At 71.3% G+C, this 21,502-nt stretch carries 16 protein-coding genes; 13 read left to right on the top strand and 3 right to left on the bottom strand.

Annotated features, from left to right (window positions below):
* Nucleotides 1-65 precede the first annotated feature (65 nt).
* From ACMGFG_RS03785 to gfo6, 4 genes are all read left to right on the top strand, one after another.
* Nucleotides 66-1,067 carry a branched-chain amino acid ABC transporter permease gene (locus ACMGFG_RS03785; protein WP_436929209.1) on the top strand — a complete coding sequence of 334 codons (1,002 nt, stop codon included), beginning with the start codon at nt 66-68 and terminating at the stop codon, nt 1,065-1,067.
* Nucleotides 1,068-1,176: 109 nt separating this feature from the next.
* Nucleotides 1,177-2,358: a branched-chain amino acid ABC transporter permease gene (locus tag ACMGFG_RS03790; RefSeq protein WP_436929210.1), complete on the top strand. Its 1,182-nt coding sequence runs from the start codon at nt 1,177-1,179 to the stop codon at nt 2,356-2,358.
* Nucleotides 2,359-2,407: 49 nt separating this feature from the next.
* Nucleotides 2,408-3,424, top strand: coding sequence for a 3-oxoacyl-ACP synthase (locus ACMGFG_RS03795; RefSeq protein WP_436929024.1), 1,017 nt, complete (start codon nt 2,408-2,410; stop codon nt 3,422-3,424).
* A gap of 112 nt (nt 3,425-3,536) precedes the next feature.
* Nucleotides 3,537-4,604, top strand: coding sequence for a D-xylose 1-dehydrogenase Gfo6 (gfo6, locus tag ACMGFG_RS03800; protein ID WP_436929025.1), 1,068 nt, complete (start codon nt 3,537-3,539; stop codon nt 4,602-4,604).
* Between the two features lie 727 nt (nt 4,605-5,331).
* On the opposite strand, the gene radB is transcribed toward gfo6, so the two are convergent.
* Entirely contained in the window at nt 5,332-6,018 is a 687-nt protein-coding gene (gene radB / locus ACMGFG_RS03805; RefSeq protein WP_436929026.1) for a DNA repair and recombination protein RadB, read from the bottom strand.
* Nucleotides 6,019-6,174: 156 nt separating this feature from the next.
* On the opposite strand from radB, the gene ACMGFG_RS03810 reads away from it, so the two are divergent.
* Nucleotides 6,175-6,912 (top strand): hypothetical protein, encoded by a 738-nt coding sequence (locus ACMGFG_RS03810; RefSeq protein WP_436929027.1) that lies wholly within the window; start codon nt 6,175-6,177, stop codon nt 6,910-6,912.
* A gap of 27 nt (nt 6,913-6,939) precedes the next feature.
* Here ACMGFG_RS03810 and ACMGFG_RS03815 read toward each other — a convergent pair whose 3' ends face one another.
* Complete coding sequence (locus ACMGFG_RS03815) at nt 6,940-7,875, bottom strand: sugar nucleotide-binding protein (RefSeq protein ID WP_436929028.1); 936 nt, start codon at nt 7,873-7,875, stop codon at nt 6,940-6,942.
* A complete protein-coding gene (gene larC / locus ACMGFG_RS03820; RefSeq protein ID WP_436929029.1) occupies nt 7,872-9,239 on the bottom strand; it encodes a nickel pincer cofactor biosynthesis protein LarC in 1,368 nt (455 codons plus the stop codon). The genes ACMGFG_RS03815 and larC overlap by 4 nt, the downstream gene beginning before the upstream one ends.
* A 256-nt stretch (nt 9,240-9,495) precedes the next feature.
* Between larC and ACMGFG_RS03825 the strand changes: the two genes are divergently transcribed.
* The 8 genes from ACMGFG_RS03825 to ACMGFG_RS03860 all read left to right on the top strand — a co-directional run bounded on the left by ACMGFG_RS03825 (nt 9,496) and on the right by ACMGFG_RS03860 (nt 21,488).
* Nucleotides 9,496-11,721, top strand: coding sequence for a CDC48 family AAA ATPase (locus tag ACMGFG_RS03825; protein WP_436929030.1), 2,226 nt, complete (start codon nt 9,496-9,498; stop codon nt 11,719-11,721).
* Between the two features lie 788 nt (nt 11,722-12,509).
* A complete protein-coding gene (locus ACMGFG_RS03830) occupies nt 12,510-13,574 on the top strand; it encodes a lamin tail domain-containing protein (RefSeq protein WP_436929031.1) in 1,065 nt (354 codons plus the stop codon).
* A gap of 69 nt (nt 13,575-13,643) precedes the next feature.
* A complete protein-coding gene (locus ACMGFG_RS03835; RefSeq protein ID WP_436929032.1) occupies nt 13,644-14,408 on the top strand; it encodes an aldo/keto reductase in 765 nt (254 codons plus the stop codon).
* A 2-nt stretch (nt 14,409-14,410) separates the two neighbouring features.
* Nucleotides 14,411-15,466 (top strand): alcohol dehydrogenase catalytic domain-containing protein, encoded by a 1,056-nt coding sequence (locus tag ACMGFG_RS03840; RefSeq protein ID WP_436929033.1) that lies wholly within the window; start codon nt 14,411-14,413, stop codon nt 15,464-15,466.
* 94 nt (nt 15,467-15,560) lie between these two features.
* The gene (locus ACMGFG_RS03845; protein WP_436929211.1) at nt 15,561-17,354 is read left to right on the top strand and encodes a DUF7408 domain-containing protein; all 1,794 of its coding nucleotides are present in this window, start codon (nt 15,561-15,563) and stop codon (nt 17,352-17,354) included.
* Nucleotides 17,354-19,744, top strand: a complete 2,391-nt coding sequence (locus ACMGFG_RS03850; RefSeq protein WP_436929034.1) for a VWA domain-containing protein — start codon at nt 17,354-17,356, stop codon at nt 19,742-19,744. Before ACMGFG_RS03845 ends, ACMGFG_RS03850 begins: the two co-directional genes overlap by 1 nt.
* Nucleotides 19,741-20,553 (top strand): coiled-coil domain-containing protein, encoded by an 813-nt coding sequence (locus ACMGFG_RS03855; protein WP_436929035.1) that lies wholly within the window; start codon nt 19,741-19,743, stop codon nt 20,551-20,553. Before ACMGFG_RS03850 ends, ACMGFG_RS03855 begins: the two co-directional genes overlap by 4 nt.
* Nucleotides 20,550-21,488 (top strand): DUF7502 family protein, encoded by a 939-nt coding sequence (locus ACMGFG_RS03860; RefSeq protein WP_436929036.1) that lies wholly within the window; start codon nt 20,550-20,552, stop codon nt 21,486-21,488. The genes ACMGFG_RS03855 and ACMGFG_RS03860 overlap by 4 nt, the downstream gene beginning before the upstream one ends.
* The last annotated feature ends 14 nt before the right edge of the window (nt 21,489-21,502 follow it).

A 21,502-nucleotide genomic window follows, 5' to 3' on the forward strand; every position in this document is an offset into this window, starting at 1 on the left:
CGGCCGTCGCCGGGGCCACCCAGCCCGCGGCCGTCCCCGGCGTCCCCGACGCGGCGGCCGTCGCCATGCAGATGGGCTTCGGCGAGGGCCTGGGGCAGTTCCTCGGGCCGGACACGCTGGCGAGCGTGGTCGTCGAGGGACTGGCGAAGTCGGCCATCTACGTGATGATCGCCAGCGGGCTGACGCTCATCTTCGGGCTGATGGGCGTGCTCAACTTCGCGCACGGCTCGCTGACGATGATCGGCGCCTACCTCGCCGGCCTCGTCATGGTCACGCTCGTCGGGAGCGCAACGGGCGCGTGGACGCGGCTCGCCCTCTTCTTCGTCGCGCTCGTCGCCGTCTTCGCCGCACTCGCGCTGCTGGGCGGCGTCATGGAGGTCGGGCTGATCCGCCAGCTGTACGACCGGCCGCCGATCTACCAGATACTGCTCACCTTCGGGCTGACGCTCGTGCTTGAGGAGATCGTCCGGATCGTCGTCCTGTTCTACGGGCTCCAGCCCATCTCGGAGTGGCGGGCCGCGCTCGGCACGCGGCCGGCGATGCTCTCGGCCGAGCACTCGCTCGGGCCGCTGTCGGTCCGCGGGCTGGCCCTCTTCGAGATCGCGCTCGGCGCGGCGACCGTGGTGGGCATCTGGGCCTTCCTCACGCGGACCCGCTACGGACTGTACATCCGCGCGGGCAGCGAGGACGCCGAGATGGCCGAGGCGCTGGGGATCGACGTGCGCCGCGTGTTCACCGTCGTCTTCGCGCTCGGCGCCGGGGTGGCCGGCGCCGCCGGCGCGCTGCTGATGTGGGACCCCGTCTGGGGCGCGAACGTGCCGCTCGCGGCCGAGACGCTGCTGCCGGCGTTCGTCGTCGTCATCATCGGCGGTCTGGGCACCTTCCGCGGGACAGTCGCCGGCGCGGTCGTCGTCGGGATGGCCGACGCGACGACGACCTGGTGGTTCCAGAACGTCGTCGTCACGTGGACCTGGCTGCCCGAGATCACCGTCTTCCTCATCCTCGTCGGCATGCTGATCGTCAAACCGCAGGGGCTGTTCGGCGTCGAGGAGGTGGGCGGCCATTAGCTCCGTCACCCGCTGGGTCGGCGACCGCGAGTTCGCCTGGCCCGTCGAACACCTCCGCAGCCAGCAGGTCCACCTGCTGGTGATCCTCGCCCTCGTCGCCTATCCCGGGATCTACCACCTGCTGACGACCTTCCCGTTCCCCGTCTTCCGCTCGGTGATCCACAGCTTCGCTATCGCCGTCCTGCCCCGGGTCGACTCGATGGTGGCGGTCCTCTACTTCGCGCTCTTTGCCATGTCGTTCGACTTCATCAGCGGCTACACCGGCTACCTTTCCTTCGGCCACGCCGCCTTCTACGGGACGGGAGCGTACACGGTCATCCTGATCGCCAACGACAAGGTCCCGCTGCTGCCCGCGGGGACGCCGTTCATGGTCTCACTGCTGGTCGCGGCCGTCCTCGCCGGGCTGCTGGCGGTCGCCATCGGGCTGGTCTCCTTCCGCCTGTCGGGCGTCTACTTCGCGATGATCACCCTCGGGTTCGCGCAGGTGCTGTACGTGTTCGTCCGCGGCTGGGACTACGTGGCGAGCAACCCCCGCGACGGCCCCGCGGTCGGCTCGACCCACCCCGAGGGATTCGAGATCGGGATCCCCTTTATCGACCAGTTGAGCCTCGCGATCGGCACGTTCTCCGGCGACACGGTGACGCTGCTGGGCCACGAACTGGGCACCTACACCGTCTCGTTCTACATGGTCGGGCTGGTCGCGCTGGTCTCCTACTTCGCGATGCAGCGGATCGTCCACTCCCCGTTCGGCCGGGTGATGATCGCCATCCGCGAGAACGAGGAGCGCGCGAGGGCGATCGGCTACGACACGTTCCGCTACAAGCTCGGGGCGTTCGTCATCAGCGGCTTCTTCGGCGGCGTCGCGGGGGCGCTGTACGCCGGCTTCGCCCGGTCGGTCACGCCCGAGAGCACGTTCTACTTCCTGACGACCGGCGACGCGCTGCTGGCGAGCATCATCGGCGGGTTCGGCACGCTCGCCGGCCCGCTGTACGGCCACCTGTTCGACCACTCGATCCGGGAGTTCCTCTCGAACACCGGCCAGGGCGGCGGCCTGCTCCCGTTCCTCCGGGAGACGCTGTCCGAGGGCGTCCTCTCGGCGGAACTGCTCGGCGGCCTCACGGTCGAGGGGTTCATCGGCGCGGCGCTGAACGGCCACGCCAGCCTCTACGTCGGGATCGTCTTCGTCCTGTTCGTCCTCTACGTCCCCAGCGGCCTCGTCGGCACGCTGCGGAGCTACCTCGGCGGCCCCGTCGCCGAGCGACTGCCCGCGAAACTGTGGGGCGAGCGATGAGCGCGGACGGCCGCGTGGCGCGACCGTCCCCGACCGCGGGGGGTGAGCGATGACGGTCCACCTCACCGGGATCGGGACGGCGCTGCCCGAGGAGACGGTCGGCGGAGCCGACATCGCCGAGCGCTCGGGGATCCCCCGCGAGGTGGTCGTCGAGAAGATGGGCGTCCGCCGCAAGCACGTCTGCCGGAACGGTGACGAGCAGCCCAGCGATCTGTGCGTCGCGGCCGCGGAAGACGCGCTGGCCGACGCCGACTGCGACCCCGCGGAACTCGACGCCGTCCGCTACCACGGCAGCGAGTTCAAGGACCACGTCGTCTGGAGCCTCGCGGCCGACGTGGCCGAGCGGGTCGGCGCGACCGACGCCTACGCCGCCGAGAGCTACGCGCTCTGTGCCGGCGCGCCGATCGCCCTCCGGGAGACGAAAGCGCAACTCGAGGCCGACGCCGTCGACCGGGTGCTGCTGGTCGCGGCCAGCCGCGAGGAGGACCTGGTCGACTACGACGACCCCGACACCTCCTTCACGTTCAACTTCGGGAGCGGCGCCTCGGCGATGGTGCTCGAACGCGACGCGGCCGACCGCGCGCTCGCGACCGTCCGCGAGAGCGCCGCGCTGACCGACGGCTCGTTCTCACGCGACGTGGTGATGCCCGGCGGTGGCACCCGCCACCCGCCCTCCCACGACACCGTCGACGCCGGGATGCACTCGCTGCGGGTGCCCGACCACGAGTCGATGAAAGAGCGGCTGGGCGAGGTGAGCCTCCCGAACTTCCTGGAAGTCGCCGACACCGCGCTGGGGCGGTCCGGGCTCGACCGCTCGGACCTGAACTTCGCGGCGATCACCCACATGAAGCGGTCGTTCCACGCCCACCTCTGTGACGAACTCGGCCTCGGCGAGCGCGAGCAGTACTACCTCGACGACTACGGGCACGTCCAGAGCGTCGACCAGGCGCTGGCGACCGCCGAAGCCCGGTCGCGCGGGTGGCTCTCGCCCGGCGACACGGTCCTGTATCTCGCCGCAGGCACCGGCTACACCTGGGCGGCGACGGCCCTGGAGTGGCGGGGCTAACCGCGCCGAACGACTCGTCCGGCCGTCCGGAATTACCGAACCCGAACGGCTCACACGGCCGGTCTCGGCCGCCTTCGCATCACTTATGCCGGTCGCGTGCGCGGACTCGCCCATGGAACTACAGGCGTACCTCGACGACTTCACGGAGCGGGACTGGCCCCAGGCGGAGGACGGAACGGTGCGGTTCGCGATGGTCGGGCTGGGCTGGTGGACGATGGAGTTCGCCATCCCCGCCACCGAGGAACTCGACCACCTGGAGACGACCGTCGTCGTCTCCTCGACGACCGAGAAGGCCGAGGGCGTCGCCGAGGACCACGAGACCATCGAGCACGGGCTCACCTACGACGAGTTCCAGGAGGGCGCGGCGACCGACGCCTACGACGCCGTCTACATCGCGACGCCCAACGCCCTGCACCTGCCCTACGTCGAGAGCGCCGCCGAGTTCGGCAAGGACATCCTCTGCGAGAAGCCCCTGGAGGCCAACACCGAGCGCGCCGAGCAACTCGTCGCGGCCGCCGAGGACGTGACCCTGGGCGTCGAGTACCGGATGCACGTCCAGCCCGCCGTCCGGATGATGCGCAAGCTCGTCGACGCCGGGTTCATCGGCGACGTGGCGATGGTCCACGGAAATATGTCCCAGCCCCTGCTGGACATCAACGACAACTACGACCAGTGGCGGCTCAACCCCGACATGGCCGGCCCGGGCGCTTCCGTGACGGACCTGGGCATCTACTCCATCAACACGACGCGGTTCGTCATCGACGAGGACCCTGTCGCCGTCACCGCGACGGACTGGTCGGGCCACGAGGCCTTCGACGAGGTGCCCGACGAGCGGGCCGCCTTCACCGTCGAGTTCCCCGACGGCGTCGTCGCCGCCTGCACGGCCAGCCAGAACACCCAGGAGACGAGCAACCTCCGCATCATCGGCACCGAGGGGGAACTCCTGCTCGAAGACGCCTTCCTCTCGGGCGACCGCGAGCTGACGATCACCCGCGGCGAGACGACGATCACTACCGAGTTCGACGGCATCGAGGAGACCCGCCGCTCGCTCGGCTACTTCGGCGACCACGTCCTGACGGACACCCCCATCCACGGCGACGGCGAGCACGGCCTCGTCGACCAGCGCGCCATCGACGCCATCTACGAGGCCGCCGAGACCGGCGAGCGCGTCGAGTTGTAGAAGGCACCTGAACCGGGTTTTCGCCGAGTGGAGTGGTTCCCCGCTGCACACGCTCAGTACAGACGGTTGCTGTTGCAGTGAGCGGTCGCGATGCGGTCGGCGCGCGCTGGAGCGCGCGTTCATGCGTGCGACCGTAGCCGCGCGAGGCCTTCGTAAACGTGCGACGAAAGCTCGTCAGAGTGTGCTCTGACGGTGGATGAGTATCGCAGCCTGCGAGCAGCGAGGGACCGGAGGCCCCTCGGCCATGCGGGCGACGCTCGGGTCGCCCGCAGACAGCGCAATCGGCTGGGGAGGCTTGTGGCCCGTTGCGGTGCTGTGCGGGGTGGTTGCGGTCCTGGTGAACTGAACGGGCGAGGCGCGCTCGCGCTTGTGCAGTCGCCTGAGCGATCCCTATCCGCGCGGTGCGAGGCGCTGGGCGCCTCGAAGCGAACGGCTCTGCCGTGAGCGGGCGGTGTCGAGAGCGCGGATATCCCGCTCGGTTCGAGAGGGCGAAGCTCTCGCGTCACTGAGCGAATCGGAGATTCGCGAGGGCTGCGAGAGCTGTGCTCTCGCCCGATCCCGGAAACTCCCGATTTCCGGTGCCAGCGACCGCGAGCGCGGCGAGGACGTTCAGCGCTCACCGATGAGCACGGTCGCGGTCACTCGCCCTCGTTTCACATCGATTCAAACAGAACTCACGGATAAGCGAGCAGCACACTGAACGGAGAGACTGCGCTTTGCCTGTCGACTACCGCGATTCCCCACCGACGAGCCCCTCGTCGGTGATCTTGAACTGGGCCTTCTCGCCGGCCGCCTTCGCCCGGTGTTTCTCCAGGGTCGCACGCCGATTCCCGCCCCGGAAGCGGTCGACCCGGAGGATGGTCGCCGACCAGTGGTTGAGCGTGTGGCCGCCAAGCGCGCGGGCCTGCTCGGAGTCGGGGTCGGTGTACACCTGGTTGGTGAACGCGACGGCGATGTCGTGTTTCCGGGCGAGCGAGAGCAGATGGGCGAGCTGTCGTCCGACTGCGCGCAGCGCCTCGCCCTCCTCCTGTTCGGTGCGCTGGAGCCGGTAGAAACCGGTCGCGCTGTCGACGGCGACGAGATCGACGGCGTCGACGAACTCCTCGACGTCGCGGACGGCCTCCTCCTGTTCCTCGAAGGTGTACGCCTCGGTGATGATGAGCCGTGAGGCCACGTCGTCGGCGTCGCGGCCGCCGGCGCCGGCGAGTTGCTCCATGCGGTCGACGGAGAGGCCCTCGGTGTCGACGAGCAGCGCCGAGTCGCCGGCGGCGGCCAGTTCCGTCGCGGCCGAGAGGACGATGTTCGTCTTGCCGGCGGCGGGCGGGCCGTAGACCTGCGTGACCGCGCCGCGCTCGAACCCGCCGCCCAGCAGGTCGTCGATGGCCTCGCAGCCGGTCGGGATACGCTCGCTCACGCCCGGGAGTTGGTCGGCTCCCGACAAAAACGCTCGCAAACGGGCGCGCCCGGTGTCGCCGGCTCGTCCGGCTGGACGGGGCGGGGTGACGCCCGTGCCCGGCCTGCACCCGGCCATACGTCGAACACTTAGGTGGGAGGGCCGCGAAGTGCGACCGTGATAGTCGTCGCGACGGCGGACTTCGAGGTCTACCACGGCGTCGTCAACGAACTGCGCGACCGCGGCGTCACGTTCACAACGATCGAACTCGACGACGACCTCCCCGAGCGGGCGACGGTCGTCGTCAGCGCGGCGGGCGAGGAGCCGCCCAACCCCGACGACGTGCCGGTGGTCCGCGCCGACCCCGACGACCCCCGCCACGCCGTCGACGAGGTGGTCGCCATCCTCCGCGGGGGCAGCGGCCGCACCGTCGTCGGCGTCGACCCCGGCGAGCGACCGGGGATCGCGGTCCTCTCGGGGGAGATGGTCGTCGCCACGTTCCACGTCCCGCTGGCCGACGCCGCAGAGGTCGTCCGCGAGGAGGTCGACGACGCCGTCGACCCCGTGGTCCGCATCGGCGACGGCGCCCGCCTCCAGGGCGCGAAGATCATCGACGACCTGGAGGACGTGCCGGTCGAACTCGTCGACGAGACGGGGACGACCCCCTACCTCGGCACCGGCGCCCGCGGCATGGGCGACGTGCTCGCCGCCGTCAACATCGCGCGGCTCTCCGGCGAGCGCGTCGAGTCACGGACGATCGAACCGACGACGGGCGAACTCCAGCGGATCAAGGAACGGTCCCGGGAGGCGGGCGATGCCAACCGCGCCATCGACGAGAACCTCGCGCGGCGCGTCGCCGTCGGCGAGTTGACGATGGACGAGGCGCTCGCCGAACACCGCGAGGACGAGGAGTGACAGTCCCGTGGCCGGCGCCCCGACCGCCTACTCGGCCTCGCCGGCGTCGACCTGCGAACGCAGTCCCTCGCCGACTGCGGACGGCTCGAAGTCGACCAGCGAGTCGAACCGCTCGGAGGCCAGGGAGGTGTCGGGGGCCACGTCCATCGCCTCGGGGATCGCGTCGCGCTCGACGGGGGAGGGGTCGTACCCGAGCGCTGCCATCGCCTCGCAGTGGAAGTCGTAGACGCTGATCCGCGGGGTCGGGACGTGGACGACGCCGGTCGCGTCGCCGTCGACCAGCGCGGCGACCGCGTCGGCGGCCTCGGTGACGAGCACCGGGCTCTTGTACATGTCCGTGAAGTACGCGACCGACTCGCCGCGGTCGAGGTGGTCGCGGGTCCGCGCCAGCCGGTCGTCGAGTCGCCCCGTCGAGAAGCCGAACAGGTAGCTCGTCCGCAACACCGCCGCGTCGTCGCAGTGGGCGTCGACGGCGTCCTCGAACGTGACGAGTCGTCGGCCGTAGTCGTCCCGGGGAGCGCGCGGGTCCGACTCCGTGTACCGCGAGCCTGTCCCGTCGAACACCGACGCGCTGGAGACGTAGACGATACGCGTGTCGGCGACCCCTGCGGCGAACCGCTCGGCGCGCTCGGCGAAGGTCGCGTCGGCCCCCGACTCGCCCGTGTCCGCGTCGCCGCCGTACTCGACGGCCGCGGCGAAGACCACCGTGTCCACGTCGTGCTCGTCGACCAGTTCCCCCACGTCGTCCGTCCAGAAGTCGAACTGGACCCCGGCGGTCGGCCCCGGCTCCGAGCAGTAGGTCCCGAGGACGCGGCGATCCTCCCGGTCGTCCGGTGCATCCCGGCCGGCCGTGTCCGTCCGGTCGCCCTCGTTCTCACGGTCGTCGCGCGGATGCCGGAGCCGGTAGACGACCGACCGGCCGAGGTAGCCGCTCGCGCCGACGACGAGGACGGTCTCGGTCATTCGCGGGCCGCCGCCTCCGCGCGGCGGGCGATCTCGCGCACCGGCAGGTCCGTCTCACGGGCGACCGCCGCGGCGTCGTCGTACTCGGCGCTCACGTCGAATATCTCCCCTTCGCTGTCCGTGCCGATCTTGACCGCCACCTCGTGGGTCGCCCCGTCGACCTCGACCTCGACCGTGCGGACCTCGCGGTCGGCGATCCAGCGGTGGCCGGCGCCGTGCTCGCGGACGCCCAGGGTGCCTGTCTCCTCGGCCAGCCGCCGCGCGACCCGCTGGGCGTCCTCCGGCTTGGTGACGACCTTCACGAGGTGGCCCGGCCGGGACTTCTTCATCGTCGCCGGCAGTATCGACACGTCCCGCGCGCCCGCCTCGGCCAGCGACTCCTGGAGGCCCCCGAGCACCTCCGGCGTCGCGTCGTCGAGGTTCGTCTCCAGTACGGTGATCGCGTCCCGCGAGAGGCCGCCCCGGGACTCGCCGACGATGGCCCGGAGGACGTTGGGGTACTCGGCGAGGTCGTAGCCGCCGGCGCCGTAGCCCGAGGCCGACACGTCCAAGTCCGGCAGCGCCTCGACGCCGTCGGCGTAGTGGGCCAGCAGCGCCGCGCCCGTGGGGGTCAGCAGTTCCCGCTCGACCGGGCCGCCCGTCAGCGACCAGTCGGCGCGCTCGGCGAGTTCGACGACCGCCGGCGCGGGGACCGGGTACGTGCCGTGGCTCATCTCTACCTCGCCGCCGCCCGCCGCGAGCGGTGTCGTCACCACCCGCTCGACGCCCAGGTCGTCCACCAGGAGGGCGACGCCGACCACGTCGGCGATGGCGTCGTCGGCGCCCACCTCGTGGAAGTGCGTGTCGTCGATGTCGGTGCCGTGGACGCTCGCCTCCGCCTCGCCGAGCAACTCGAACACGTCGAGCGCGTCCCGCTCGACCCCCGACGGGAGGTCCATCGACTCGACGAGGTCGACGACCTCCGCGTAGGTCCGGTTCGGCCCCGCGCCCTCCGCGTGGGTGTGCTCGTGGTCGTGGCTCTGGTCGTCACCGTGTTCCTGATCGCCGTGTCCCTGGTCGTCGTGGCTGTGGCTGTGTCCGTCGTGACCGTGTCCGGTACTGTCCGCATCGCCGTGGTCGTCCTCCCCGTCGTCGTCGCACTCGCCGTGGTTGCGGTCGTCACTCTCCCCGGCCGCGTCGGCGTGGCGCACGTCGACGGCGGTGGCGGCGATGCCGTTCTTCGTGACCGACCGGACCTCGTAGCGGACCGGCAGGGCCTCCTCGACGCGGTCCAGGGCCGCCGGGTCGGCGCCGGCAGCCACGAGCGCGCCCAGGAGCATGTCGCCGCTGGCGCCCAGCCGACCGTCGAACGCGAGGGTTCGCATACACCACAACGGGCGCGCGGCGGCGGCAAAAACGGTCCGGTCGCCCGGTGCGCGAGCGCGGCTCCCGCGGCGGTGCGGCGGGATCGCCAGTGACCGGCGTTCGGTGCTCGGCAGCGATCTCCCCTAATCGCCCGATCGCGAACGGGTCGTCGGCCGCGAAGCGACCCCTGAATCGGTGTCGATCGACCGAGGGGACCGCCGGGAGCAAAAAGCATATCCGCGGGGGTACCCGAGTGAGACACACTCCCACCCACCTATGAACGAAGTGCAACTAGAAGTGGCGAAAGCGTACCCGAACGACTCGGGGCGCGGCATCGCCCGGCTGGATCCCGACACGCTCCTCCACCTCAAGCTCTCTCCCGGCGACATCATCGAGATCGAGGGCAGCGAGGTGACCGCCGCGAAGGTCTGGCGCGCGGACCGCCAGGACTGGAACACCGACACCGTCCGCATCGACGGGTTCACGCGCCAGAACGCCGACGTGGGCATCGGCGAGCGCGTCGAGATACGGAAGGCCGAGGCCGAGAAGGCCGACAAGCTGGTGCTGGCGCCGCCGGAGGAGGCCTCGGTCCAGTTCGGCTCCGACGCCGCCGGCATGGTCAAGCGGCAGATCCTCAAGCGGCCGGTCGTCGAGCGCGACATCGTCCCGGTGATGTCCTCGACGAACCACCCCTTCATGCGCTCGCCCGGCCAGGCGATCCCGCTGATCGCCGTCGAGACCGAACCCGAGGGCGTCTGTCTCATCACCGAGGACACCGAGGTCGAACTCCGCGAGGAGCCCATCTCCGGCTTCGAGAAGACCGGCGGCGGGATCACCTACGAGGACATCGGTGGCCTGCAAAACGAGATCCAGCGCGTCCGGGAGATGGTCGAGCTCCCGATGAAACACCCCCAGATCTTCAAGAAACTGGGCATCGAGCCGCCCCAGGGGGTCCTGCTGCACGGCCCGCCGGGCACCGGGAAGACGCTGCTCGCCAAGGCCGTCGCCAACGAGACCTCCGCCAGTTTCTTCTCTATTGCCGGCCCGGAGATCATCTCGAAGTACTACGGCGAGTCCGAACAGCAGTTACGCGAGATCTTCGAGGACGCCAGCGAGGAGGCGCCCTCGATCATCTTCATCGACGAACTCGACTCCATCGCACCGAAGCGCGAGGACGTGACCGGCGAGGTCGAGCGGCGCGTCGTCGCTCAGCTGCTGACGATGATGGACGGCCTCGAATCCCGCGGCCAGGTCATCGTCATCGCCGCGACCAACCGCGTCGACAGCGTCGACCCCGCCCTTCGGCGGCCGGGTCGGTTCGACCGCGAGATCGAGATCGGCGTCCCCGACGAGATGGGTCGAGAAGAGATCCTCCAGATCCACACCCGCGGCATGCCGCTGTCCGACGACGTGGCGCTCGGTCGCCTGGCCGACGAGACCCACGGCTTCGTCGGTGCCGACATCGAGAGCCTCACGAAGGAGGCCGCGATGAAGGCCCTGCGGCGGTACCTCCCCGAGATCGACCTGGACGAGGAGGACATCCCGCCGAGCCTCATCGACCGGATGATCATCAAACGGGAGGACTTCCGCGGCGCCCTCAACGAGGTGAGTCCGAGCGCCATGCGGGAGGTCCTCGTCGAGTTGCCCAAGGTGTCGTGGGACGACGTGGGCGGCCTCGAAGAGGCGAAAGGCAAGGTCCAGGAGTCCGTCGAGTGGCCGCTGAACAAGCCCGAGAAGTTCCAGCGGATGGGCATCGACCCGCCCAGCGGCGTCCTGCTGTACGGCCCGCCGGGCACCGGGAAGACGCTGATGGCCAAGGCCGTCGCCAACGAGACCGACGCCAACTTCATCTCGGTGCGTGGCCCGCAACTGCTCAGCAAGTGGGTCGGCGAGTCCGAGAAAGCCATCCGCCAGACGTTCCGGAAAGCCAAGCAGGTCGCGCCCACCGTCATCTTCTTCGACGAGCTGGACTCGCTGGCGCCCGGCCGCGGCGGCGACGTGGGCAGTAACGTCTCCGAGCGCGTCGTCAACCAGCTCCTCACGGAGCTCGACGGGCTGGAGGACATGGAGGACGTGATGGTCATCGGCGCGACCAACCGCCCGGACATGATCGACCCCGCGCTCATCCGCTCGGGCCGGTTCGACCGCCTCGTGATGATCGGCGAACCCGACACCGAGGGCCGCGAGCAGATCCTCCGCATCCACACCGAGGACCAGCCCCTCGCCGCGGACGTGAGCCTCCGGGAGATCGCGGAGATCACCGACGGCTACGTCGGCTCGGACCTCGAATCGATCGGCCGCGAGGCGGCCATCGAGGCGCTGCGGGAGGACGAGGACGCCGACGTCGTCGACATGGGCCACTTCCGGCAGGCGCTGGACAACGTCCGGCCGACCATCACTGACGACATCCGCGACTACTACGAGCAGATGGAAGACGAGTTCCAGAGCGGCGGCCAGAGCCGGCAGGGCCCCCGCTCGGGCGGCCGCATCGGGTTCCAGTAGAGCCCCCTTTTTTGCGGAGGGACTTCCTCGGTCGCCTGCCCGACTGCGAGGAGCCCCTCTCGCAAAACCCGGAAGAACTGTCGGCCGACTCGCTCACTCCGTTCGCTCGCGTCCGGCATCTGCGGGAGTGAGTACCGCGAACGACCGCACGCTCGTCAGAGCAAGCTCTGGCAGCGAACCGGCGCTCCGCTCCGGATGCTCAGTACGGGCAGTAGCTGTTGCGGTGAGCGGTCGCGGTGTGGTCGGCGCGTGCTGTCACGCGCTTTCATGCGCGCGACGAGGGCCGCGCGAGGTCTTCGTGAACTGTGTGAAGGCTCGTCGGAGCTTGCTCCGACGGTGGATGAGCGACGACAGGAGCGAATCGGCTGGGGAGGGTCGTGGCCGTCTGCGGTGCTGTGCAGGGCGGGTGCGGTCGCGGTGCTGTCCTGGCGTCCGCGCGAACGTGTGAGCGCGGGCCCGGGAGAGCACGCTCTCCCGGTGGACTGAACGGGCGAAGTGCGCTCGCGCCGAGAGTCACCTGAGCGGGCAACGTGTCCGCGCGGTGCGAGGCGCTGTGCGCCTCGAAGCGAACGGCTGTGCCGTGAGCGGGCGGTGCCGAGAGCGCGGATATCCCGCCTCAGCGACCCCGAGCGCGCCGAGGGCTTTCATCACCTGCTGTCCACTCCAATCGCTGTCGTGCCGGTCTCTTCCACACTAGAACAGAAACCACTACTCAACGAGCAACACCCACAGAACACGCTCACGTTCGAGGTGCCAACGCTCTTGCGACTGGCGGCCCGACAGGGGATATGAGCGGTCGACACGCCCGCCTCACCGTAGTCCTCACAGTGGCCCTTCTGGCAGTCCTGAGCGGCTGCGCCGGGTTCTCGCTGTCGGTGGGCGAGGAGACCGCCACGGGACCGACCGCCGCGGCGCCCGAGGTCGCGAACGGGACGGCGGCAACCGTGGTCGGGGTGGTCGACGGGGACACCATCGACGTGCGGTACGCCAACGGGTCGACGGACACGGTGCGGCTGCTGGGCGTGGACACGCCGGAGGTGTACGCCGACAACGACCCCGCCGAGTTCGAGGGGGTACCGAACAACGAGACGGGCCGCGCCTGCCTCGAATCCGCGGGCGAGGACGCCACAGCGTTCGCCGAGCGGTGGCTGGCCGGTGAGCGAGTGACCCTGGTCACCGACCCGGCGGCCGACCGGCGGGGCAGCTACGGCCGGCTGCTCGCGTACGTCCACGTAAACGCGAGCGGCAGGGACACGGGCGGTATGAATGGGTCACTCGCCGGGACAACCACGACGAACGCCACCGCGACGACGAGTACCACGACCACGGTCAACAGCACGGACTTCAATTACCGGCTGGTCGCGACCGGTCACGCCCGCGTCTACGACAGCACGTTCCAGCGGTCCGACCGGTACTACACCGCCGAGGACGACGCGCAGGCCGAACGGCGCGGGCTGTGGCGCTGCCGGGACCCGGACGCGAACGTGACCGCCGACACCGGCGGCCCGGTCGCCACCTCCTCGGCGGGGCTGGCCGTCGAGCGGGTCCACGCCGACGCGGCGGGCAACGACCACGAGAACCTGAACGACGAGTTCGTGGTCTTCGGCAACGACGGCGAAGCGGCGCTGGACCTGGGCGGCTGGACGGTCAGCGACGAGGCCGACCACACCTACACGTTCCCCGACGGTTTCTCGCTCGCCCCGGGCGAGACGGTGACGCTCCGCACCGGCTCGGGCAGCGACACCGCAGACACCCTCTACTGGGGCAGCGACTCGGCGGTCTGGAACAACGGCGGCGACACGGTGGTCGTCACGCGCGACGGCGAGACGGTCCTGCGGTACGCGTACGGTTGAACGGCGCGGATCGGCTGTCCCGACGCGTGTCATCGCTAAAGCCAACTGTGTCCCGCCGCAGGGTTCGCTATGGACCTCCCACCGGTCGGACTCGGCACAATGGGGATCGACGACCCCGGGACGGTCGAGACGGCGGTCGACGAGGGCTATCGCCACCTCGACACGGCACAGATCTACGGCAACGAGACGGTCGTCGGCGACGGGATCGCGGCGAGCGATACCCCCCGCGAGGACCTCACGGTCGCGACGAAACTCTGGGTCGATTCGCTGGGGGCCGAAGACGTGCGGCCCAGCGCGGCGGCGAGCCTGGACCGGCTCGGCGTCGACGCGGTCGACCTGCTGTACGTCCACCGGCCCCGCGGCGACTACGACCCCGAACGGACCCTGCCCGCGCTGGACGAACTCGTCGACGACGGCCTCGTCGAGGGCGTCGGCCTCTCGAACTTCGAGCCCGACCAGCTGCAGCGCGCCCGCGAGGTGCTCGACGCGCCGGTCGCCGCCCACCAGATCGAGTTTCACCCCTACTTCGGGAACCGCGACCTACTGGCGGACGCACAGGAACACGGCTACCCGGTAGTTGCCTACTCGCCGCTGATCGGCGGCGAGGCGTTCGACGACCCCGTGCTGACCGAGATCGCCGAGCGCCACGACACCTCGCCGGCGGCGGTGGCCATCGCGTGGGCGCTCGCCCACGAGAGCGTCGTGACTATCCCGAAGGCCTCCTCGGCGGAGCACCTGCGGGCGAACCTGGCGGCGCGGTCGCTGGAGCTTTCGCCCGCGGAGGTCGAACGCATCGACGACATCGACCGCGAGCGGGAACTGTACCCCGAGTGACCATGCGCGCAGTCGTCCTCGCCGAGCACGGCGAACCGCTCGAACTCCGCGACGTACCGGAACCCGATGTCGACCCCGACGGCGCCGTCGTCGAGACGGAGGCCTGCGGGATCTGCCGGAGCGACTGGCACGCCTGGCAGGGCCACGGCGACTGGGTCGACGACCGCGTGCCGACGGGACAGGTCCTCGGGCACGAGCCCGTGGGAACGGTCCGCGAGGTCGGCGCGGACGTGGAGACGGTCGCGGTCGGCGACCGCGTGGTCGTCCCGTTCAGCCTCGCCGACGGCACCTGCCCGGCCTGCCGGGCGGGGCGACAGAACTACTGCGAGGGCGCGACCGCGCTGGGGTTCGGCCCCGAGGCGCCGGGCGCGTTCGCCGAGCGGTTCCACGTCCCCGCGGCGGACGTGAACGCGGTCCCGCTCCCCGACGGCGTCTCGGCGGTCGCCGCCGCGAGCATGGGCTGTCGGTTCGTCACCGCCTTCGAGGCGCTGGACGCGACCGCCGACGCCGGCGGTGGCGACGTGGTCGCCGTCGTCGGCTGCGGCGGCGTCGGGCTCTCGGCCGTCCAGATAGCCGCGGCGCTCGGGGCGACGCCCGTCGCCATCGACGTGCGCGAGGCACCGCTGGAGCTGGCCGCCAAGACGGGCGCCGCGGCGACGCTGAACGCCGAGGAGGTCGACGTGCCCGCGCGGGTCCGCGAGCGGTTCGGCGGTGCCGACGTGTCGGTCGACGCGCTCGGATCCGCGGAGACGTTCCGGACGGCCGTCGACTCGCTGGGGAGCGGCGCCACGCACGTCCAGGTGGGGCTGACCGGCGACGACGACCGCGGCGAGGTCCCGCTGCCGGTCGACAGGATCGTCCAGGCGGACCTGACCGTCGCCGGCTCGCGCGGGATGCCCCCGCGCCGCTACGACGACATCTTCGCGATGGTCGCCGCCGGGCAGGTCGACCCCGGAGCCCTGGTGACCGACCGCGTCGCCCTCGCCGACGTGCCCGACCGGCTGGCGGCGATGAGCGAGTTCGACACCGTCGGCGTCGAGGTCGTCACGGAGTTTTGAGCGGGGTGGTCGCCCGAGCGCGTCGGGTCGGGCTGGGTCCGGCCGGACCCCCGGCAAAAGACGGATAGGGTTTCCGGGTGTGCCCCTCACACGAATGGCCCTCTCCGACGTGTTCCTCGCACCGCTCGGGCTCGCCGCCGCCCTGGTCGCGGTTCCCATCGTCCTCCTGTACCTGATCCGGCCCGACCCCGAGCGCGTCGAGCTCCCCACGTTCCGCTTCGTCGCCGACGAACAGCGCCAGCGCTCGGTCACGCCGCTACTGGAGCGGATCTCCCGCAGCCTCCTGTTGCTGATCCAGATCCTCGCCGTCCTGCTGCTGGCGGGGTCGCTCGCCGCGCCGTACGTCCCCGTCCAGGAGCGGGCAGTCGTCGAGGAGACGGTGCTGGTCGTCGACACGAGCGCGAGCATGGCGACGACCGACGGCGACCGGACGCGGCTGGACCGGGCCGTCGCAGCCGCCCGCGAGGAGGTGACGACCCGGACCTCCGTGGTGACGACCGCCGGCGGCGGACGTGTGACTGTCCGGCGCGAACCACCGAGCGCCGCCCGCGACGCGCTCGGCGACCTCGCGGCGACGGACGCGCCCGGCGACCTCCGGGGCGCCGTCGCCCAGGCGCGGGCGCTCGCCGACGAGGACGTGCGCGTGGTCGTCCTGAGCGACTTCCAGGGCGAGGAGTGGGTCGACGCCGTCCGGGGCCTGCGGGCCCGCGACGTGAGCGTCAGCCTCCGGCAGTTCGCCGGCGGCGGGGCGGACAACGTGGGGTTCGTCGACCGCCGGTTCGGCGGCTCGGAGGTGACCCTCTCGGTGAAGAACTTCGGCGAGGAGTCGGTGGCGCGGACCGTCTCGCTTGGCGACCGCGAGCGCGAACTCGAACTGGCTGGCGGCGACGTGGCGACGGTGACGTTCCCGGTGCCCGCGGGGGCGAGCGAGGCGCGGCTCTCGCCCGGAGACGACTTCGCGACCGACGACGCCGTCCCCGTCGTCGCGCCCGCGGACCCGACCGTCGACACGCTCGTGCTCACCAACGACCGCAACCGCTACCTGACGACGGCGCTCTCGCTGGTCGACCAGGTCGACCTGACGGTCGACAGTCCCCCGACGACCGTCGAGGGCGACTACGACGTGATCGTCTACAGCAACGTCGACAGTGACTCGCTGCTGCCCGGCAACGTCCAGGCGGGCCGGGACACGCTCGCCGCGGGCGGCGGCGTCGCCGTCCAGGCCCAGGAGAGCCCGCCCGAGCGACTGCGGGACCTCATGCTGATCGACCCGGGGTCGATCGGGTCGGCGCCGACGGTCAGGCAGACGACCGAGACAGACCTGACCGCGGGCATCGACTTCCAGGCGCCCGACGAGTACCTGACCGGGTCGCTGCGGTCGGGCGAGGCGCTCGTCGAGCTGCGCGACGGGACGCCGCTGATCGCGACCGACAGCCGCGACGGCGGCCGGCTGCTGTACTACGGCTACATCGAAGAGCGCTCCAGTTTCAAGTACAACTACCAGTACCCCGTCTTCTGGAAGCGCGCGGTCTTCCACCTCGCGGGGCGGGAGCCGCTGTCGGCGCTGAACCACGAGACGGGCGACACCGTCCAGTTCGGCGCCGAGCGGGTCGAGGGGCCGTCCGGACAACTGCGGGGACCGACGGTCACCGTCCGCGAGGCGGGGGTCTACACCGCCGGCGGGACCGCCGAGAGCGCGGCGCTGCTGTCCGAGCGGGAGTCGACCGTCGACGCGGCCGCCCTGACCGAGCGGTCCGGGCCGACCGGCAACGTCACGCGCACCGAGACCAGAACGGTCCCGCAGCGGGTCACCGAGTTCGTCGCGCTCGGGGCCTTGCTCGTGGTCCTCCTGGAGATCGGCTACCTGCGCCGGCGGGGTGAGCTGTGATGATCGAAGTCGCCTCGCTCCCGGGTGCGGTCTCCTACTCGCTGGACGGACTGACGGTCGGCGTCGAGCACCTCTGGCCGGTCGCGGCGCTGCCGGTCGCCGCGGCCCTGCTCGCGTACCTGATCTTCCGCGGCGAGGCAGGGGCCCGGTCGGCCTCCGCACGGAGCCGGCGCCTGCTCTTTGCCAGTCGGCTGCTCGTCGTCCTCCTGCTGGTCGTCGGGGCGATGGGGCCGTACACGGTTCAGACGCGGGAGACGCCGGGCGAGCCGCGCGTGACGCTGTTGACCGACGAGTCGGCGAGCATGGGGGTGTTCCCGAACGCGACCGACGACCTCGTCGACGACATCGAGGCGGCGGGGGTCCCGGTGACGAGCGCGACCGTCGGCAGCGGGGCGGATTCGCGGCTCGGCGACGGCATCGCCGCCAACCTGCAGGAGAACGGTACCGTTGTCGTCGCCTCGGACGGCCAGGTGACCGGCGGGCGCAGCCTCGCGGTCGCCGCCGAGGACGCCCGGGCGCTCAACGCGACCGTCAGCGCCGTCGAATTCTCGCCCGACCGGACCGAGCGGGCCGTCTCGGTGGCCGGCCCGTCGACGGCGAGCGTCGGCCTCCCGACGGAGTTCGTCGTCTCGCTCTCGGGCGTCGAGGCCGACGACGCCGTCCCGGTCACCGTCGAGATCGACGGCGAGGAAGTTCAGACGGGGCGGCTTGCCGAGGGGGAGTCGCTGGCGGTCAACCACACCTTCGACGCGGTCGGCGCCCACCGGGTGACCGCCAGGGTGGACGGGCAAGACATCTACGAGCGCAACGACGCCTTCTACCACGACGTGCGCGTCGTCGAGAAGCCGCGGCTGCTGTACGTCGCCCAGGGCGAGTACCCGCTGCGGGGCTACCTCGCGTCGCTGTACGACGTGACCAACGCCACCTCGGTGCCCGCCGACCTCGACGACTACGCGGCCGTCGTGGTCCAGGACACGCCCGCGGGGCAGCTCGGGAACGTCAGCGCCCTGCAGGAACACGTCATCGACGGCGGCGGGCTCGTGACCGTCGGCGGCGAGAACGCCTACCAGGAGGGCGGCTACGGTGAGTCGCCCATCGCCGCGATGCTCCCGGTCAGGATGGGCAACGCGACCGGCGGCCGGACGAACATCGTGATGCTCGTGGACATCTCCGGCAGCGCCGAGGAGGGCCTCTCGACCCAGAAGGGCATCGCGCTGGACGTGCTGGACCAGCTGGGCGACCGCAACCAGGTCGGCGTCGTCGCCTTCGGGGGCGAGCCCTACCGGATCGCCGACCGTCAGCCCCTGGGCGAGGCCCGCGAGACCATCGGCGAGCGGATCCGCCGCCTGCAGACCACCCGCGGCGGCACAGACATCGCCGTCGGCCTGCTGGGCGCGGCGGACATGCTCGGGGACAGGCCCGGGACGGTCATCCTCCTGTCCGACGGCGCTGACGACGTGGAGGAGCCGGCCGCGGTCGCCAGCCAGCTGGGCCGGCAGGGTGTCCGCGTCATCACCGTCGGCGCCGGCGACCGCGTCGACGCGGACACGCTCCGGCGGATCGCCGAGGAGTCGGGCGGCTCCTACTTCGCCGCCGACGAGACCAGCCGCCTGCGCCTGCTGTTCGGGGGGAGTTCCCGGCAGTTCCGCGGGCAGAACCTCACCGTCGTGCGCCAGAACACGTTCATCACCTCCGGGGTGACGCTGACGGCAAACCCCTCGCGGGCCAACGACGTGGCCGTCAAGGCGGGCGCGGACTACCAGGTGGCGACCGCTGACGGGACGCCCGCGATCGCCTCCTGGCGGTTCGGACTCGGTCGCGTCGTCTCGCTGACCGCCTACGGCGAGGACGGCGGTCTCGACGGCCTGCTCGACCGGCCGGACTCGCTGGTCGTCACGAAGTCGGTCAACTACGCCATCGGCGACCCGGCGCGCGACCGGACGGGCGTGACCGACGTGAGCGACGCCCGCGTGGGGAGCCGGGCGACGCTCACCTACCGCGGCGACGAGCGCCCGAGCGCGGCGAACGTCACGTTCCGGCAGGTCGCCGAGCGGACGTTCCGCGGGGAGTTCACCCCCCGCGAGGCCGGCTACCACGACCTGCTCGACGCGACCTACGCCGCCAACTACCCGGTCGAGTACGCCCGCCTCGGCGTCGACCCCGACCTCGAACGGCTGGTCGACGTGACCGGCGGCCGGGAGTTCGCCCCCGACGAGGGCGCGCGGATCGCGGAACTCGCCCGCGAGCAATCGACGCGGGTCCGCTCGGTGCGCGACACCTGGGGGTGGGTCGCGCTGCTCGGCGCGCTGGTCGTCTTCTCGACAGAAGTGATCGTCCGGCGCGTTCAAGTGTACCGCGGTCGCACGTCACTCACGAGTGGTCTCCCGTGAGCGCAATCGGCCGACCGATCAGTCTGGGCCTGGTGGCCCTCGTCGTCCTCACCACCGCCGGCGCGGCGGGCGCGACCGTCCTCTATCAGGACTCGGCCCAGCAACTGCGGTCACAGAACGACGCCCTCCGGACGGAGAAAGCCCAGCTGACCGCCGAGCTCAACGAGACGCGGACCGAGGTAGCGACGCTGCGCCAGCGGCTCAACGAGACGCGGGCGCAGCTGAACACCCGGACCGAGGACGTCGACCAGGTCGCCGGGGAGCTCAACCGCACCGAGCGCCAGCTCAACACCACCGAGACACAGCTCGCGCGGACCCGCCAGCGGCTCGCGAACGCCAACGAGAACATCTCGCGGCTGGAGAGCGAGGTGGCCGCCCTCGAGGAGCGCCGCGACGAACTGGAGTCGACGGTCGCCACCCTCCGGGAGCGCCGCGACGAACTGGAGTCGACGGTCGCCGACCTGCGCGGCCGGGTCGACACGCTGGAGACCGACCTCTCGGACGCGGAGGACCGCATCGACGAACTGGAGGTGGCGCTCGCCGAGCGCGACGACCGCATCGACGAACTCGAATCGAGCGTCGGCGACCTCCGTGACGACCTCGACCGGAAGAACCGCACGATCGCCGACCTGGAGGACGACGTGGCGGACCTCGAGGACGAACTCCGGGACCGCGAGACGCTGATCGACGAGTTGAGAGCGACGATCGACGAGCAAAACGAGACGATCGACGGCCTCGAGACCGACCTCGACCGGCTCTGTTCGGACCCGGCGAACCGGAACAAGACGACCTGCCAGGGGTACGGATGACCGGCGACGACTCCCGCGAGCGGATGGACGCGGCGGTCCACGAGATCCGCCGCGAGGCCTGGAAGGCGGCCGTGACAGCCGCGGCCGTCGAGGCGACGGCCGTCTTCCTCGGCGCCAACCTCGTCCTCGCGGCGCTGGACCCGTCGTGGCTCCCCGACCGGCTGCCCGTCCCGGCGAGCGTGACCGGGGCCGTCGGCTCGGCGCTCGGCCGGAACCTCGGGACGGTCGCCGTCCCGGGGTCGGCGACGGTCGCCGCCGCGGTCGGCGCGCTCGCGCTCGCACTCGCGGTGTGGCTGCGCGTCCGGAAGCCGCTCGTCGAGCAGTTCGAGGCGGTCAACCCCGAGGTCGCCGGGAAGCTGCGGACCGCCCGCGACGCGGTCGAGGCCGACGCCGACTCGCGGATGGCCCGGCGGCTCTACGAGGAGGTACTGGACGACCTGCGGGGGAGTTCGGCCGTCGGCCTGCTGAACGTCGGCCGGCTCGGCGCGGCCGCGGTCGTGATCGCCGCGCTGAGCCTCGCGACCCTCCAGGTGGCGGTCGTCGACCTGGCGCTGCTCGACCGGGACGGGCCCGCGACCGACGACGGCCGGACGGACGAGCCGACCAACTACACCGGGCTGCTCGACGGCGACCGCGTCCTCGGCGACCGCGAGGAGGTCTCGGCCGGCGACGACAACCGGACCGCCGAGCTGGAGTCGTCCGGCGGCGGCCGCGACGTGGCGGAGGACCGGACGTTCCCCGACCGCGAGTCCGGCGGCGCCGGCGACGGGAGTTCGAGCGCCGTCGACAGCCAGCAGGCCGAGTTCGCCGCCCCCGAGCAGGTCGAGGACGCAGACCTCGTCCGCGAGTACAACCAGCGGATCCGCGGCGGCGCGGCCGGCGACGGCACCGGCGGCGACGGCAGCGACGACAGCAGCGACGACAGTGCCAGTTAACCTGACCCTCCGAC

Source organism: Halosimplex halobium (assembly GCF_051414055.1).
Classification (GTDB): Archaea; Halobacteriota; Halobacteria; order Halobacteriales; family Haloarculaceae; genus Halosimplex; species Halosimplex halobium.

Excerpts from the sequence above, each read along its gene's own strand:
- ACMGFG_RS03785 (WP_436929209.1), top strand. The coding sequence starts at position 66 with ATGCAGATGGGCTTCGGCGAGGGCCTGGGGCAGTTCCTCGGGCCGGAC.
- ACMGFG_RS03795 (WP_436929024.1), top strand. The coding sequence starts at position 2,408 with ATGACGGTCCACCTCACCGGGATCGGGACGGCGCTGCCCGAGGAGACG.
- gfo6 (WP_436929025.1), top strand. The coding sequence starts at position 3,537 with ATGGAACTACAGGCGTACCTCGACGACTTCACGGAGCGGGACTGGCCC.
- ACMGFG_RS03815 (WP_436929028.1), bottom strand. The coding sequence starts at position 7,875 with ATGACCGAGACCGTCCTCGTCGTCGGCGCGAGCGGCTACCTCGGCCGG.
- larC (WP_436929029.1), bottom strand. The coding sequence starts at position 9,239 with ATGCGAACCCTCGCGTTCGACGGTCGGCTGGGCGCCAGCGGCGACATG.
- ACMGFG_RS03825 (WP_436929030.1), top strand. The coding sequence starts at position 9,496 with ATGAACGAAGTGCAACTAGAAGTGGCGAAAGCGTACCCGAACGACTCG.
- ACMGFG_RS03830 (WP_436929031.1), top strand. The coding sequence starts at position 12,510 with ATGAGCGGTCGACACGCCCGCCTCACCGTAGTCCTCACAGTGGCCCTT.
- ACMGFG_RS03835 (WP_436929032.1), top strand. The coding sequence starts at position 13,644 with ATGGACCTCCCACCGGTCGGACTCGGCACAATGGGGATCGACGACCCC.
- ACMGFG_RS03840 (WP_436929033.1), top strand. The coding sequence starts at position 14,411 with ATGCGCGCAGTCGTCCTCGCCGAGCACGGCGAACCGCTCGAACTCCGC.
- ACMGFG_RS03845 (WP_436929211.1), top strand. The coding sequence starts at position 15,561 with ATGGCCCTCTCCGACGTGTTCCTCGCACCGCTCGGGCTCGCCGCCGCC.
- ACMGFG_RS03850 (WP_436929034.1), top strand. The coding sequence starts at position 17,354 with ATGATCGAAGTCGCCTCGCTCCCGGGTGCGGTCTCCTACTCGCTGGAC.
- ACMGFG_RS03860 (WP_436929036.1), top strand. The coding sequence starts at position 20,550 with ATGACCGGCGACGACTCCCGCGAGCGGATGGACGCGGCGGTCCACGAG.